The organism is Brevundimonas sp. DS20 (assembly GCF_001310255.1).
GTDB classification, from domain to species: Bacteria; Pseudomonadota; Alphaproteobacteria; order Caulobacterales; family Caulobacteraceae; genus Brevundimonas; species Brevundimonas aurantiaca.
The window spans coordinates 3,399,930-3,414,836 of the sequence record NZ_CP012897.1; the positions used below are offsets into that span (position 1 = coordinate 3,399,930).

Below are 14,907 nucleotides of genomic sequence, written 5' to 3' on the forward strand. Positions count from 1 at the left end.
CCGCACCGGCCGGGTCAGAGCGTCCGCGCGATCAAGAGCTTCATGATCTCATTGGTGCCGCCGTAGATCCGCTGGACCCGGGCGTCCTTGTACAGCTGGGCGATCGGATATTCGTTCATATAGCCGTAGCCGCCGTGCAGCTGCAGCATCTCGTCGATCGTCTCGCCCTGGATGTCGGTCACCCAGTATTTGGCCATGGAGGCGGTGGCGGCGTCCAGCTGGCCCTTCAGGTGCAGGCCGATGCAGTGGTCGACGAAGACCTTGGCGACGGTCAGCTTGGTCTTGACCTCGGCCAGTTTGAACTGGGTGTTCTGGAAGTCGATGACGCGTTTGCCGAAGGCCTTGCGCTCCTTGACGTAGGCGAGGCTGGCCTCCAGCCCGCGCTCGGCGGCGGCGACGCCCTGGACGGCGATGTTCAGCCGTTCCTGGGGCAGTTGCTGCATCAGCTGCACGAAGCCCTGGCCCTCGACCCCGCCGATGACGTTGTCGCCGGGGACCTTCACGTCGTTGAAGAACAGTTCGGAGGTGTCGTTCCCCTCCATGCCAATCTTGTGCAGGTTCCGGCCGCGTTCGAAGCCTTCGGCGCCGTCCGTCTCGACCACGATCAGGGACGTGCCCTTGGCGCCCTCGGCCGGGTCGGTCTTGGCCACCACAATGATGAAGTTCGCCAGCTGGCCGTTGGTGATGAAGGTCTTGGAGCCGTTGACGACATAGCCGTTGCCGCTCTTGATCGCCGTGGTCTTGACCCCTTGCAGGTCCGAGCCCGCGCCCGGCTCGGTCATGGCGATGGCGCCGACCAGTTCGCCGGAGGCCAGACGGGGCAGCCAGCGCTTCTTCTGCTCCTCGGTGCCGTAATGCCAGATGTAGGGCATGACGATCGCATTGTGCAGGCTGATGCCGAAATGGTCCGCGCCCTTCCAGCCCAGCTGGCGCATCAAGACGACCTCGTGCCGATAGTCGCCGCCAAAACCGCCGTCCTCTTCGGGCAGCGACAGGCCGAGCAGACCCGCCTCGCCCGCGTCGTTCCATAGCTGGCGCGGCACCGAGGAGTCGGCGATCCACTGCTGCACCTTGTCCAACGGCGCGTGCTCGTCGATCCATTTGCCGACGCTGTCGGAGAAGAGGGTGATCTCCTCTTCCTGCATGAAATCGGGATCAGGGCTGCCCAGCACGTTCATCGGTTTTGTCCCTTGTCTCTATGATTGCAGTTGGGCTTCTGCGTACCAACCGTCAGGTCTTGGTGTGGATTGCGACCACCACTGAAGGCCAGCCGCAATCCATTTCTGACGAAGCTCGGCGTGTGTCGCCTTGGCGTCATCGTAACCAAAGTGTGTCCCGCAGCAGGGGCAGATTTCGAACGACTGTGTCGGTTCGAAATCCAGCTCCCATTTGCAGACAGGACAGGCCGCCACAGTCCTCAGAACGCCTCGACCGGCATGGCCATCAGCACGTCCGCGCCGGTCTTCATCTTCTTCAGATGGGCTTCGGCGTCGGGCAGGATGCGCTCGACGAAGTAGCGGCCGGTCTGAAGCTTGGCGGCGTAATAGGGGTCGGTCGAACCGGCCTCGATCTGGGCCTGGGCGACCTTGGCCATCAGCGCCCACATATAGGCCAGGGCCGTCAGGCCGAAGACGTTCAGATAGTCGGTCGAGGCGGCGCCGGCGTTGTCCGGATTGGCCATGCCGTTCTGCATCAGCCACATGGTGCCTTCCTGCAGCTTGGCCTTGGCGTCGGCCAGGCCGTCGACGAAGGGCTTCAGCGTTTCGTCGCCGCCGTTCTCCGCCACGAAGGCGTCGATCTCGCCGAACCAGGTCATGATGGCGCGGCCGCCGTTAGCGGGCAGTTTGCGGCCGACCAGGTCCAGGGCCTGGATGCCGTTGGCGCCCTCATAGATCATGGTGATCCGCGCATCCCGCAGGTACTGCGAGGCCGGGAAGTGTTCGGTGTAGCCCGAACCGCCGTGGACCTGCATGGCCAGGGAGGCGACGTGGAAGCCCTTGTCGGTCAGATAGGCCTTCAGCACCGGCGTCAGCAGGCCCATGTAGTCCTTGGCCTTGGTCGCCACGGCCTCGTCTTCCGACTTCTCCAGATCGGCGTGAAGCGCGGTCCACAGGATGAAGGCCTGGCCGCCTTCGACGAAGGCGCGGGCCTCCAGCAGCATGCGGCGCACGTCGGGATGGACGATGATCGGGTCGGCGGGGCCTTCCGGGTTCTTCGGCCCGGTCAGGCTGCGGCCCTGCAGGCGGTCCTTGGCGAACTCGACGGCGGCCTGATAGGCGGCGGTGGCGATGGCCAGGCCCTGCAGACCCGTACCCAGGCGAGCCTCGTTCATGACCACGAACATATTGTTCATGCCCCGGCCTTCCTCGCCGATCAGCCAGCCCTTGGCGCCGTCGTACTGCATGACGCAGGTGGCGTTGCCGTGGATGCCCATCTTGTGCTCGAGCCCGGCGCATTCGAGCTTGTTGCGCTCACCCAGCGAACCGTCCTCATTGACCAGATACTTGGGCACGACGAACAGCGACAGGCCCTTGATGCCCGGCTGGGCGCCTTCGATCCGCGCCAGGACGGTGTGGATGATGTTGTCGGAGAAGTCGTGCTCGCCCGCCGAGATCCAGATTTTCTGGCCGGTGATGGAGAAGCTGCCGTCGTCGTTGCGCACGGCCTTGGTGCGGACCATGCCCAGGTCGGTGCCGCACTGGGGCTCGGTCAGGTTCATCGTGCCGGACCATTCGCCGGACACCATCTTGGGCAGGTATTTGGCCTTGATCTCGTCCGAGGCGCTGGCGTGGATGCCGGCATAGGCGGAGGCGGTCAGGCCCGGATACATGGAGAAGGCCGCCGAGGCGCCGGCGGTCATCTGACCGAAGGCCGAGGCGACGATCGAGGGCATGCCTTGGCCGCCGTAGGCCGGATCGGCGGCCAACGCCATCCAGCCGGCTTCCGACATGGCCTTGTAGGCTTCCTTCCAGCCCTTGGGACCGGTGACGACGCCGCCTTCGGACCAGTGGCAGCCTTCCTTGTCGCCGGGGTTGTTGATCGGGGCGATGACCTCGTCGGCGAACTTGGCGCCTTCCTCCAGGATCTGGTTGACCAGGTCCGACGACACGTCCTGGAAACCAGGCTGGTTCGTGTACCGGTCGATCTCCAGCACCTCGTTGAGGATGAAGGTGAAATCGCGGACGGGCGACTTGTAGGCCATGGATCAGGCTCTCGCTTTGAAGGGGTGGTGGTGGTCTTGGTTGAGACGCGCGCGCAGCAGCTTCTCGTAATCTTCGGCGCCGGGCAGCAGGTCGGGACGGTGCTCGCTCAGCTTGGATTCCATCCAGGCGCAGGCGTCCTCCGCCGTCTGGATGGCGCCTTCGATGTCTTCCAACTGCTGTTTCAAGGCCGCGATCTGGGCGCGGTGACGCCGCAGGGCCACGGCCATCTGATGGACGTTGTGATCCTTGCGGTCGTACAGATCCAGCATCTCCTGGATCTCCTGCAGGGTGAAGCCGATGCGGCGCCCCCGCAGGATCAGCTTCAGCCGGGCGCGGTCGCGGGCGTCATAAACGCGGGTCTGACCCTTGCGCGCAGGGGTCAGCAGACCCTTGTCCTCATAGAAACGCAGCGCCCGCGCCGTGGCGTCGAACTCGCGGCACAGCTGGCGAATGGAATAGGTGCGATGGTCGTCGGCGGTGGCCATGAAGGCACCATAACTTGACGTGCGCGTAAAGGAAAGAGTTTACGTGCGCGTAAGGGTAAGCTTTTCGTCGCCACCCCTCCCTCGCGGCGCGCCAGGCAAAGAAAAGCCCGGAGCCTGGGGAAGGCTCCGGGCGCGACACACCGGGGCGGAGGGGGAGAGGCCCCGGCGATCGATCCTGTTTCAGGCGCGCCGCCGTCCCAAGAGGACGGGAACGGTGAGCGCCAGGAGAATGAGGTTCACCACCGCCAGGCCGATGTCGCGGCTCAGGGCGTGGACCATCAGCATGGTCGCCTCCATCACGATCAGTCCGGCCGAGGCGCTCAGCAACAGAGGGCGACCCACGCGCCAGGAGATCAGCGGCGCCAGAACGCTCAGGCCCAGCGCCATCTCCACCAAGCCCAGTCCACGCACCATGTTTTCCGGCGCGACCGCAGGCCAGCCCATCAGGGCGATCAGATTGGTCATCGGCTCGGTCAGCTTGGCGTAACCGGCGGCGATGAAGAACATCGCGATCCAGCCCTGGAAGGTCCACAGTGTTACGTTCTTGTAGACGGAGCGGGTGCGCGACTGGGCGACGGGCAGAGTGGTGGAGGTCATCGGGGAGCGCCTGATTGGTAACAGTTGCGAGATCGGATCGAGCAACTCCGTTCGCAAGGGGTATGTAGCGCAGCCGATGCATTTTGTCATCGCCGGATGACATCAGTTGATGACATCGGCTGATGACTTATTGTTTCTGTGACATCCACGCTACAGGCGACCCGTCGCCCTTCCCTGAGGATCACCCCTCTTCCGACTGAGGTCCCGGTGTCTGGACGATCAGATCGCCCGGCTGGCAGTCCAGCTCTCTACAAAGGGCGTCCAGGGTGGAGAAGCGCACGGCGCGGGCCTTGCCGGTCTTCAGGATCGACAGATTGGCCATCGTCACGCCGACGCGGTCGGACAGTTCGGTCAGGGACATGCGGCGCTCCAGCAGCAGCCGGTCCAGCTGGATCAGGATCATGGCGCGCCTCAGACCGTCGCCAGCTGTTCGTCGCGCATGGCCGAACCCTGACGAAACACCTCAGCCAGAATGAAGACGACCAGAATGCCCAACCATGATCCTAGGCTGAAGTCATAGTCGGAAACCGACTCTCCCAGGACGTGCGGCGCCACAAGAGCCAGCATTAAGGCGGTGAGCTGGATGCCCATCAAGCCCAGCCCCACGCCCTGCAGACGCTTGACGTTGGCGAACTCGAAGGCGTCGCCCTGATTGACCGAAAGCAGGATGCGGCGCAGTCGGTTGATGATCCACCAAGTGAAGCCGCAGGCCAGGAAGGCGCCGAGCAGGGTCAACCGTTCCGGCCAGTGCAGGTCACGCGCGTCGCTGCTGTCGAGGTTCCTCATTCCGTCGACGAACCCCGCCGCAAAGTCGGGCGATATGATGCTGGCGGCCAAGCAGATCGCCATGATGCCGGTGGCCAGCATGACGAAGACGTTGGCGAACCCCAGGCACCAGCGCAGGGCGCTTGAGATAGAGTATTTTCCGATCAGTCTCATGTCGAACAGCCCTTTCTTCGGCGTCGCCCTCCGCAGCGCCTTAGTGACTATCGATATGGATTTATCGAGAAGCAGGCAATATCTTTATCGATAAACGAGATGAAGCTTTCGTAAGGTTCTGCATCAGGCGGTAAAGCCCCAGCCTATCCGCGCGGCCTCCAGCCGGGCCAGCTTGGCCTGGAACGGCGCCCAGTCGTCCTGAGCGTCTATCGCGGCCCAGATCGCCTCGACCTCCTCGATCAGCATTTCCTCGGGTTCGCGGGCGGCGAACATCGGATGCTCCAGCCGTTCGATCCGGTCGGGCTCGTGCGCCATCAGGGCGAAGCGGAAGGCGTCGAAGGCCTCGCCCTGGTACAGTTTGGCGCGCGGACCCGACAAGGCGCGCGCGGCCGAGGCGAAGCCGCCGAACCAGTCGAAGAACAGCGGCTCCCAGCGCAGCCCCTCCCCGCCTTCGCGCAGCAGGGCCAAGGCCGCATCGACCAGCCTCTGGTCCGCCGCCTCCCCCAGGCTCAGCACGCCGAACCGCATCAGGAAGGCCGCGCGCAGTTCGCGGATATAGGCGGGGCCGAAGCCGTTCAGGGCGTCGGTCAGGGGCTCGACCTCGGCGACCAGCTTCAGGCAGCCGGCCAACTGGGTCAGGTTCCAGAACACCGCCTCCGGCTGGCGGGCGAAGGCGTAAAGGCCGGTCTGGTCGAAATAGGCGGCGGTGAAGCCCGGCTGATAGGACGGCAGGAAGCGCCAGGGGCCATAGTCGAAACTCTCGCCCGTGACGTTCAGATTGTCGGTGTTGAGCACCCCGTGGACGAAACCCGCCGCGATCCAGCGCGCGGTCAGTTTGGCCGAGGCCTCGACGACGGCGCGCAGCAGGCCCGGCGCGTCCCCCGCCGCGACCTGTGGGTGATACAGGCTGCGGACGTGCGCGATCAGCGCTTCGATATGATCGACCCGCCCCAGATAGGCGGCGCGCTGAAAGGTTCCGAACCGAACATGGCTGTGCGACAGGCGCGCCAGGACGGCCGAACGGGTCGGCGACGGCTCGTCGCCCCGCTCCAGCGCCTCGCCGGTCTCGATCAAGGAGAAGGCGCGGCTGGTCGGAACCCCCAGGGCCTCCAGCATCGCGGCCGCCAGAACCTCGCGCACCCCGCCTTTCAAGGTCAACCGACCGTCGCCGCCGCGCGACCAGGGCGTCTGGCCCGATCCCTTGGTTCCCAGATCCAGCAGACGGGGCCGCTCGCCGCGCCGCGCAGCCGTCGCCTGCGGCGTCTCCCACATCTGGGCCGCCAGAAAGCCGCGCCCGTCGCCCAGGTCGGGGTTGTAGTGACGGAACTGATGGCCGTGATAGCGCATCGCCAACGGCCCCGGCTGGCCCGGCAGGGGTTCGAACCGGCCGAAGGCGGCGATCCATTCGGCCTCGCTCAGCCTGTCCAGCCCCACCTCGGCGGCGGCGCGCTGATTGCGGAAACGCAAATCGGCCTTGGGAAAGCGCGCGGCCTCCACAGCGTCGGCGAAGTCCGGCCCCAGATTGAAAAAGACGGGAGCGGGGCGGTAGTCGGCGTGGACGGGCATGGCGGTCAGTTGCGCCCGCCTGGACGCTTTCGCAAGGCGCGGACTCGTCGCTGATCGGCTGAAGACTGACCTAGCGTCAAAATTTTCTGTCTCTTCCGTGTCACAGAAGGGCCGAACTAGGGCGAAAAATGGTCGCGGGTATCAGCGCTCGCTTGTCGTTCGGCGGGAAGCAGGCTTAGCCTCACCTTACTGAACGCGCCTCCACGCAGAGGCGCGTCGATTGGGAAATAGGAAACGCTTCGGTCGCCCCGCGACCGAGCTTCAGAGCCGGGAGGACGCTTCGTTGCGCCACACTAACCGCTACCTCAGAACCACCGTGTCCGCCGCCGTGGTCGGCGCCGCCGCCTTCGGCTTCGCCGGCATGGCCGCCGCCCAAGAGGCGCCGGCGACCGTGGACGACATCATCGTCACCGCCCAGAAGCGCGAACAGAGCCTGCAGGACGTGCCGATCGTGGTCACCACCCTGTCGCAGGAGGTGCTGGACGGCGCGGGCGTGCAGGACATCAAGGATCTGCAGATCCTGACCCCCGGCATGACCGTCACCTCGACCCAGTCGGAAGCCTCGACCACCGTCCGTATCCGCGGCGCCGGCACTGTGGGCGACAACCCCGGTCTGGAAAGCTCGGTCGGCGTGGTCATCGACGGCGTCTATCGTTCGCGCAACTCGGTCGGCTTCGGCGACCTGGGCGAACTGAGCCGCATCGAGGTGCTGAAGGGGCCGCAAGGCACCCTGTTCGGCAAGAACACCTCGGCCGGCGTCATCAACATCATCACCGAACGTCCGTCGTTCGACCCGTCGATCTCGGCCGAACTGACCGCCGGCAACTACGGCGCCGTTGGCGGCTCCGTCTCGGTGACCGGCGGCCTGACCGATCAGATCGCCGGCCGCCTGTTCGTCGCCCATCGCGAGCGCGACGGCTTCTATGACGTCAATCTGGGCGACGGCCCCCGCACCCTGACGGAAGACAACACCCAGGACTACTGGACCGGCCGTGGCCAGTTGCTGATCCTGCCCAGCGACGAGGTGTCGATCCGCCTGATCGCCGACTACACCAAGCGCGACGAATACTGCTGCGCCGCCGTTCAGACCCGCGTCGGCCCGACCCAGGCCTTCATCGCCGCCCTGACGGCGCCGAACGGCCCCGGCCAGCGTCCGCCGGTCGCCGGCTTCGGCACGGTGCCCTTCAGCCGCACCGCCTATTCGAACCGCGAGACCCCGCAAGAGATCGAGGACATGGGTCTGTCGGCGGAGGCCACCATCGACCTGCCCAGCCTGAACGCCACCCTGACGTCCCAGACCTCGTGGCGCGACTGGTCGTTCCAGCAGGGGATGGACCTGGACTACACAGGCGCCGACATCCTGTACCGCGCCAATGACGGCTCCAACGGCTATGGGGTCGGCAACCTGACCCAGGAACTGCGCCTGGCCGGGACGACGGACAAGTTCGACTGGCTGGTCGGCCTGTTCGCCACCAAGGAAGAGGTCTATCGCGACGACAGCTATGTCTACGGCGCCGACTACAACGCCTTCGCCTCCCTGCTGCTGACGGCCTCCCTGCCGGCGACGGTGGGCGGCCCGAGCCCCAGCCGCCTGGGCTGTTTCACCAATCCCCAGGGCTTCCTGGTCGGCACGGCCGGTCCGGCCGCCGGACAGCCGCTCTGCGTGATCGGCGCCGTGCCCCCCAGCGCCGCCGCCCCGACCTTCGGCACGGGCAAGGCCTATGAGGACCACTATTCCCAGAAGTCCGAATCGGTCGCCGTCTTCACCAACAACACCTATCGGGTGACGGAGGCGTTCGAGATCAACCTGGGTCTGCGCTACACCTATGACAGCAAGCGTCTGCTGGGCCTGCAGGACAATCTGGGGACCAACGGCGCGGCCTGCGGCGGCGCCCTGGCGAACCAGAACCCGGCCAATCGCGCGGTCTCGCCCATCCCCGGCACGGCCAATGTCGCCACCCCAGCGGCGGCCCTCGGCCTGCTCTGCCTGCCTTGGTCCAACCCGCAGTACGACAACCGCCGCATCCAGGAAAAGTTCAGCGACACCGACCTGAGCGGCACCCTGAAGGCCTCCTACCGCCTGAACCCCTCGGTCATGGGCTATGTCTCCTACGCCCGCGGCTACAAGGGCGCCGGCTACAATATGGACCGGGTGCAGACGGGGGTGACGCCGGACGCCTCGCTCTTCTTCGAGGCCGAGACGGTCGACAGCTATGAGGCCGGTCTGAAGACGACCCTGTTCAACCGCACCATGCTGTTGAACATCACCTACTTCGACCAGAAGTTCGAAAACTTCCAGCTGAACACCTTCCTGGGCACCGCCTTTGTGGTGGAATCCATCCCGGAACTGACCTCGCGCGGCGTCGACGCCGACATGGTCTGGTTCACCCCGATCGAGGGCCTGTCCTTCCAGGGCGGCGTCACCTACACCGACGCCAAGTACGGCGACTTCACCGGCGCCGATCTGTCGAACCCGGCGCGCTTCCCGCAGCTGTCGCTGCTGCCGGGCGCCCGCGCCTCCTTCGCTCCGGAATGGTCGCTGACCGGCGCCCTGGCCTTCGACCGCTCGCTGGGCGGCGGCCTGCGCGGCGGCTTCAACCTGTCGGCCAAATATTCGACCGAGTACAACACCGGCTCGGACCTGCTGCCGTACAAGAACCAGGAGGCCTTCACCGTCGTGAACGGCCGCATCACCATCGGTTCGGAAGACGAGCGCTGGACCGTGGATGTCTGGGGTCAGAACCTGCTGGAGGAGGAGTACACCCAGGTGGCCTTCGCCGCCCCGCTGCAGGGCACGGCCTTCACCAACACCACCACGCCCCAGGCGGACGGCACCTACTACAACATCGCCACCGACACGGCGACCTACAACGCCTATCTGGGCGCCCCGCGCACCTGGGGCGTGACGCTGAAGGTCAAATACTGATCGTCTGAACCGCCGCGGCACCTAGCGGCTGACAGGGCGGAACGACGAAGGCCCGACCGGGAGACCGGTCGGGCCTTTTTCTTTGCGAGGGGGATCGCGGCGGAGGCGGCTGGCGTTTGTGCGAGCCAGAACCAGCTTTCCACCCCGAACAGCCCTTCGTGTTGTTAGCCTTTGGACCGAATGGCGCTCCCTCCCAATCCGTCATCCTTGGGCTTGAGACTGGCACCCTATGCGGAGGCTACCCAACTTCGATTTTCCTTGTCCTGAGCCGCACATTATGCAAACCTCGGTTGTTTTCAATGCTTGAATAGGATACCGCAATGTATTCATTCCTAAAGAAGCGGCTTGTTTACACCACTCTGGGTTTCGCCATTTGTAGCGCCACAATATCCGGACCTGCAATGGCTCAAACTTGGACTACCGAAACGATATATTATAGCGATGCTACGTTGTCTTCCCAAGTTGGATACGTAATTAGGCACTGCGACCAGCGTGTTTACCGATCTGGCATCCAGACCGAGTTTGCGGTCACCACGACTGAACCGTGTGATGACGACCGCGATCCAAATCCCTGACTGAGCCCATCATCGGATCTCTGCTGCACGCCAGAACAAGGTTGGTATTTGATCCCAGCGCAGAAGCCCGATCTCGCGATCGGGCTTTTTGCTGTACGTCACCAAAGGCGTCGGCGGGGACTTGGCGGGTTTTAGGCTTCCTTCCGGCTCCGGCGTTGAACACTCGAATGGGAGCAGGATCCCCCGGTCTCGCCAGAACCGCGCGACCATGGCCTAGTCTCTCGCGCAACGCGGATCAGCCGATCCGATCCTCCGCCGCCGGCTCCTCATGCCCGTGCTGCCCGTGGGTCAGACGGCTCAACCGGCTTTCCATGCGGCGCTTCAGGCCGTCGATCAGGCTGAAGACCACCGGCACGAACATCAGCGACAGGGCGGTGGAGGTGATCAGCCCGCCGATCACGGCGATGGCCATCGGCGAGCGGAAGGCGGTGCCTTCCCCGAACGCGGCGGCGATCGGCAGCATGCCCAGGCCCATGGCCATGGTCGTCATGATGATCGGCCGCGCCCGCTTGTGGGCCGCGTCCATCAGGGCGTCGTGGCGGTTCATCCCCTTCTCCATCGCCATGATGGCGTAGTCGACCAGCAGGATGGAGTTCTTGGCCGCGATCCCGGTCAGCATGATGATTCCGATCAGGGCCGGCATGGACAGGGATTTGCCCGTCACCAGCAGCAGGAAGAAGGCGCCGCCGAACGACACCGGTAGCGCCGCCAGGATGGTGATCGGGTGGAAGAAGCTTTTGAACAGCAGGACCAGCACGACATACATCAGCAGGATGCCGGTGATGATGGCGAAGGCGAAGCCCGCGCCCAGCTCCTGGAAGCTTTCCGCGTCGCCGGACGGCTGTTGGCTGACGCCCTGGGGCAGGGTCTTGATCGAAGGCAGGGCGTTCACCGCCTCGGTCGCCTGGCTGAGCGTCAGGCCGGTGAGTTCGGCGGTGATGTTGGCGACGCGCAGTCGGTCCAGACGGTTGATCTGGTTCGGTCCGGCCCCGAAGGTGATGTCGGCCACCGCCGACAGGGGCACGGTGGCGCCCGAGGCGGTCGGCACCCGCAGATTCTCCAGCACCCCCAGGTCCGAGCGGGCGTCCTCCTTCAGCATGACGCGGATCGGCACCTGACGGTCGCCCAGGTTGAACTTGGCCAGCAGCTGATCGGCGTCGCCCAGGGTCGCGACGCGCGCCACCTGGCTGATGTCCTGGGTGGACACCCCCTGCAGGGCGGCGACGTCCGCCCGCGGCGTGACCAGGATTTCGGGCCGCACCAGAGAGGCGGAGGAGACGACGTTCGACAGGCCGGAGATGTTGCGCATCTCCCGCTCCACCTTGGCCGCCGCCGGCTCGAGGACGTCGGGATCGTCACCGACCAGGGCGATGGTCAGAAGGCTGGAGCCCCCGCCCCCACCCGAGGAGCCGAACTGGACGCGAGCGCCCGGCACCTGACGCAGGGTCGGACCCATGTCGCGCTCGAACGCCTGCTGGCTCAGCTTGCGGTCCCAGCGTCCGACCAGGTTGACGGTCAGATTGGCGCTGCGCACCTCGCCCGATGATCCGCCGCCGCCCGGCCCGAAGCTGGTGGTCGCCGAGCCGATGGAGGAATAGACCGACTTGACCTCCGGCCGCTTCATCAGTTCGCGATTGATCCGCTGCACGGCCGCGTCCGTCTCGGACAGGGTCGTGCCGGGCGGGAACTGAACGGTGATGGTGGAGCGGGAAATGTCCTCCACCGGAATGAATTCCCCCGGCAGGCGCGTCGCCATGAAGATGGACAGGAAGAAGAACAGCACGCCCATTCCCAGCACCCAGACGCGGTGATCGAACACCCGGTCCGCCACCTTGCGGCGGAACCAGCCGGCCTGCGAATGATGCTCGGCCCGGCGTTTGCGCCAGTCGTCGCCGAGCGCCCAGTTCAGGGCCTTCAGATAGGGTCCCATCCAGAAGGGATCGCCGTGTTCCTTGCCCTGGTCGCGCTTCAGCAGATAGGCGCCCATCAGGGGCGTCAGGGTTCGCGCCACCAACAGGGAGAAGAGCACGCTGACGCAGGTGGCGATGGCGAAGCTCTTGAAGAACTGACCCACGATGCCCGGCATGAAGCCGGTCGGGGCGAAGACCGCCACCAGGGTCGCCGTCGTCGCCATGACCGCCAGGCCGATCTCGTCCGCCGCCTCGATCGCCGCCGGATAGGGCGGCTTGCCGTCGCGGATGTGTCGGACGATGTTTTCGATCTCCACGATGGCGTCATCCACCAGGATGCCGATAGTCAGTGACAGGGCCAGCAGGGTCACCACGTTCAGCGACTGATTGGTCAGATCCATGACCCAGAAGGTCGGGATCAGCGACAGCGGCATGGCGACCGCCGCAATCAGGGTCGCCCGCCAGTCCCGCAGGAAGATGAAGACCACGGCGATGGCCAGAAGCGCGCCCAGCACCAGGGTCTCGACCGAGGCGTGGAAGTTGTTGACGACGTCTTCGGTGGTGTTGGCGACCTCTTCGAAGGTCACATCCGCACGTTCGGCGTCCAGCTTGGCCAGTTCGGCCTTGACCCGGTCATAGACGTCCACCTCGGACGATCCGATGGCGCGCGAGACGCCGAAGCCGACGACCTCCTGGCCGTTGAACCGGGCGCGGCCGCGCGGTTCGGACCATTCGTCAGTGACTTCGCCCAGGTCGCCCAGGCGCACGCTGCGGCTGCCGATCGGAATCAAGGTCTCGCGCAGCTGTTCGACAGACTGGGCCGAGCCGACGGTGCGGATAGCCTGTTCTTCGCCGGCGATCTCGCCGCGCCCGCCGGGCAGGTTGATGTTGGAGGCGCGCAGCTGGTTCGACACCTGGGCCGCCGTGACGCCCGAGGCGGCGAGGCGCGCAGGGTCCAGCTTGATGCGGATTTCGCGGCTGACGCCGCCGTCGCGGCTGATCTGGCTGACGCCGCGCACCGACAACAGGCGTTTGGCCACCGTATTGTCGACGAACCAGCTCAGCTCCTCCGGGCTCATGCCCGGCGCCCGCACCACGAAGTTGGCGAAGGGGATGGCGGTGAACTCGATCCGCTGGACGATCGGCTCCTGAACGTCCGCAGGCAGGTTCTGGCGAATGCCGCTGACGGCGTTGCGCACGTCATTGGTCACCTTCTCCAGGTCCACCCCCAGCTGGAACTCGATCGAGGTGGTCGACACCCCCTCATTGACCACCGAGGTGATGTGTTTGACCGAACCCAGCCCCGCCACGGCGTCCTCGACCAGGCGAGTGACCTGGGTCTCCATCTCCGTTGGGGCCGCGCCGGACTGGACGACGGTGACGGCCACGACCGGCAGGTCGACGTCGGGGAAGTTGTTGGTGCGGAGCTTAAAATAGCTCATCGTCCCCGCGATCGTCAGGACGACGAACAACAGGACGATCGGAATGGGATTCCGGATCGACCAGGACGAGATGTTCTGAAAACCCATCGGTCCGGTTCCTTAGCGCGCGGCTTGGCCGGCAGGGGCCGGAGCGGCGGCGGCCGGAGCCGCAGTCGCGGGAGCCACCGTCACGTGGTCGCCCTCGCCCAGGAAGCCGGCGCCCTGAACCACCACGCGCTGGCCGGCCTGAAGGCCCTGAACGGCCACCTGATCGCCTGTGCGCGCGCCCGTGGTCACGGGAGCGAACCGCACAGCCTCGCCCTGGCCGATCACATAGACGCCCGGCTTGCCTTCGCGATAGACGATCGCCGCCCCTGGCACGACCAGGGCCGGCTGGTCGCCGACGGCGATCTCGGCGCGGGCGAACATGCCCGGACGCAGTTGCGCCGCCGGGGCCAGAGAGATGCGGGCCAGACCCAGGCGGGTGGCGGGATCGACTTGCGGCGTGACGATCCGCACCGTGCCGGTCGTGGGCGCGGCCTCGCTGGAGGTCACGGTCGCCGACTGACCGGCGCGAACCAGGGCCAGCTCGGTCTCGGGCACCTGGGCGTCCAGCTCCAGCCGACCGTCGCGCACCATGCGGAACAGCTCGGTCCCGGCAGCGATGATCTGGCCCTTGGTCACGCTGCGGCTGGTGATCAGACCGGCGACGGGCGCGCGGATGGTGGCCTGGCTGAGGCGGGTCTGGGTTTCCGACAGGGCGGCGCGGGCGGCCGCCAGATTGGCGCTGGAGCTGCGCTGATTGGCCAGGGCCGTGTCCAGGGACGCCTGGCTGAGGAAGCCCCGCTCCTTCAGCTGCTGGGCGCGCGTCAGGGCCGCATCGTCGCGGGCGACGTTGGCCTCGGCCTGCTGCACCTGGGCCTGCTGCTGACGCAGCTGGGCGCGCAGCAGGACGTCGTTCATCTGCACCAGGGGCTGGCCCTGACGGACGTAGGAGCCTTCGTCCACATAGACGGCGACGGCCGTCAGGCCGCCGGTCTCGGCCGCCACCGGCACCTCCTCCCAGGCCGAAACCGAGCCCGAGGCGCTGACGGTGCGGCTGAGGTTGATCGAAGCCACCGTGGCGGCCGTGACGGTCTGGCGCGCGCCGGCGGTCGTGTCGGCCTTCTTCTCCTCGCCTCCCCCGCCGCAACTCGCCAAGAGGGCCGACAGGGCGACGGCGCAGAGGGCGGCAGCGGTTCGGGTCGTCATGGACACGGGGGAGTTCCTCGGTTTCAGGCGAAGC

Annotated in this window: 11 protein-coding genes; 2 read left to right on the forward strand and 9 right to left on the reverse strand. The window is 66.0% G+C overall.

The features are described from left to right. Nucleotides 1–14 precede the first annotated feature (14 nt). From JL11_RS16720 to JL11_RS16750, 7 genes are all read right to left on the reverse strand, one after another. A complete protein-coding gene (locus JL11_RS16720; protein WP_054766658.1) occupies nt 15–1,178 on the reverse strand; it encodes an acyl-CoA dehydrogenase family protein in 1,164 nt (387 codons plus the stop codon). A gap of 239 nt (nt 1,179–1,417) precedes the next feature. After that, nucleotides 1,418–3,202 (reverse strand): acyl-CoA dehydrogenase C-terminal domain-containing protein, encoded by a 1,785-nt coding sequence (locus JL11_RS16725; RefSeq protein WP_054766659.1) that lies wholly within the window; start codon nt 3,200–3,202, stop codon nt 1,418–1,420. 3 nt (nt 3,203–3,205) lie between these two features. After that, complete coding sequence (locus JL11_RS16730; RefSeq protein WP_054766660.1) at nt 3,206–3,688, reverse strand: MerR family transcriptional regulator; 483 nt, start codon at nt 3,686–3,688, stop codon at nt 3,206–3,208. A gap of 180 nt (nt 3,689–3,868) precedes the next feature. Then, entirely contained in the window at nt 3,869–4,285 is a 417-nt protein-coding gene (locus JL11_RS16735; protein ID WP_054766661.1) for a DoxX family protein, read from the reverse strand. 181 nt (nt 4,286–4,466) lie between these two features. Next, on the reverse strand, nt 4,467–4,688 hold the full coding sequence (locus JL11_RS16740; RefSeq protein WP_054766662.1) for a helix-turn-helix domain-containing protein: 222 nt from the start codon (nt 4,686–4,688) through the stop codon (nt 4,467–4,469). A gap of 8 nt (nt 4,689–4,696) precedes the next feature. Further along, nucleotides 4,697–5,224 (reverse strand): DUF2975 domain-containing protein, encoded by a 528-nt coding sequence (locus JL11_RS16745; RefSeq protein WP_054766663.1) that lies wholly within the window; start codon nt 5,222–5,224, stop codon nt 4,697–4,699. Between the two features lie 123 nt (nt 5,225–5,347). Next, a complete protein-coding gene (locus JL11_RS16750) occupies nt 5,348–6,790 on the reverse strand; it encodes a protein adenylyltransferase SelO (protein ID WP_054766664.1) in 1,443 nt (480 codons plus the stop codon). Between the two features lie 361 nt (nt 6,791–7,151). On the opposite strand from JL11_RS16750, the gene JL11_RS16755 reads away from it, so the two are divergent. Continuing rightward, nucleotides 7,152–9,716, forward strand: a complete 2,565-nt coding sequence (locus JL11_RS16755) for a TonB-dependent receptor (protein ID WP_442853666.1) — start codon at nt 7,152–7,154, stop codon at nt 9,714–9,716. A 401-nt stretch (nt 9,717–10,117) separates the two neighbouring features. Then, nucleotides 10,118–10,291: a DUF6289 family protein gene (locus JL11_RS18280; RefSeq protein ID WP_227976119.1), complete on the forward strand. Its 174-nt coding sequence runs from the start codon at nt 10,118–10,120 to the stop codon at nt 10,289–10,291. A 235-nt stretch (nt 10,292–10,526) separates the two neighbouring features. Here the strand turns inward: JL11_RS18280 and JL11_RS16760 are convergent, their stop codons facing one another. Continuing rightward, on the reverse strand, nt 10,527–13,730 hold the full coding sequence (locus JL11_RS16760) for an efflux RND transporter permease subunit (protein WP_054766666.1): 3,204 nt from the start codon (nt 13,728–13,730) through the stop codon (nt 10,527–10,529). 12 nt (nt 13,731–13,742) lie between these two features. Continuing rightward, nucleotides 13,743–14,873 carry an efflux RND transporter periplasmic adaptor subunit gene (locus JL11_RS16765; RefSeq protein WP_054766667.1) on the reverse strand — a complete coding sequence of 377 codons (1,131 nt, stop codon included), beginning with the start codon at nt 14,871–14,873 and terminating at the stop codon, nt 13,743–13,745. Between the last annotated feature and the right edge of the window lie 34 nt (nt 14,874–14,907).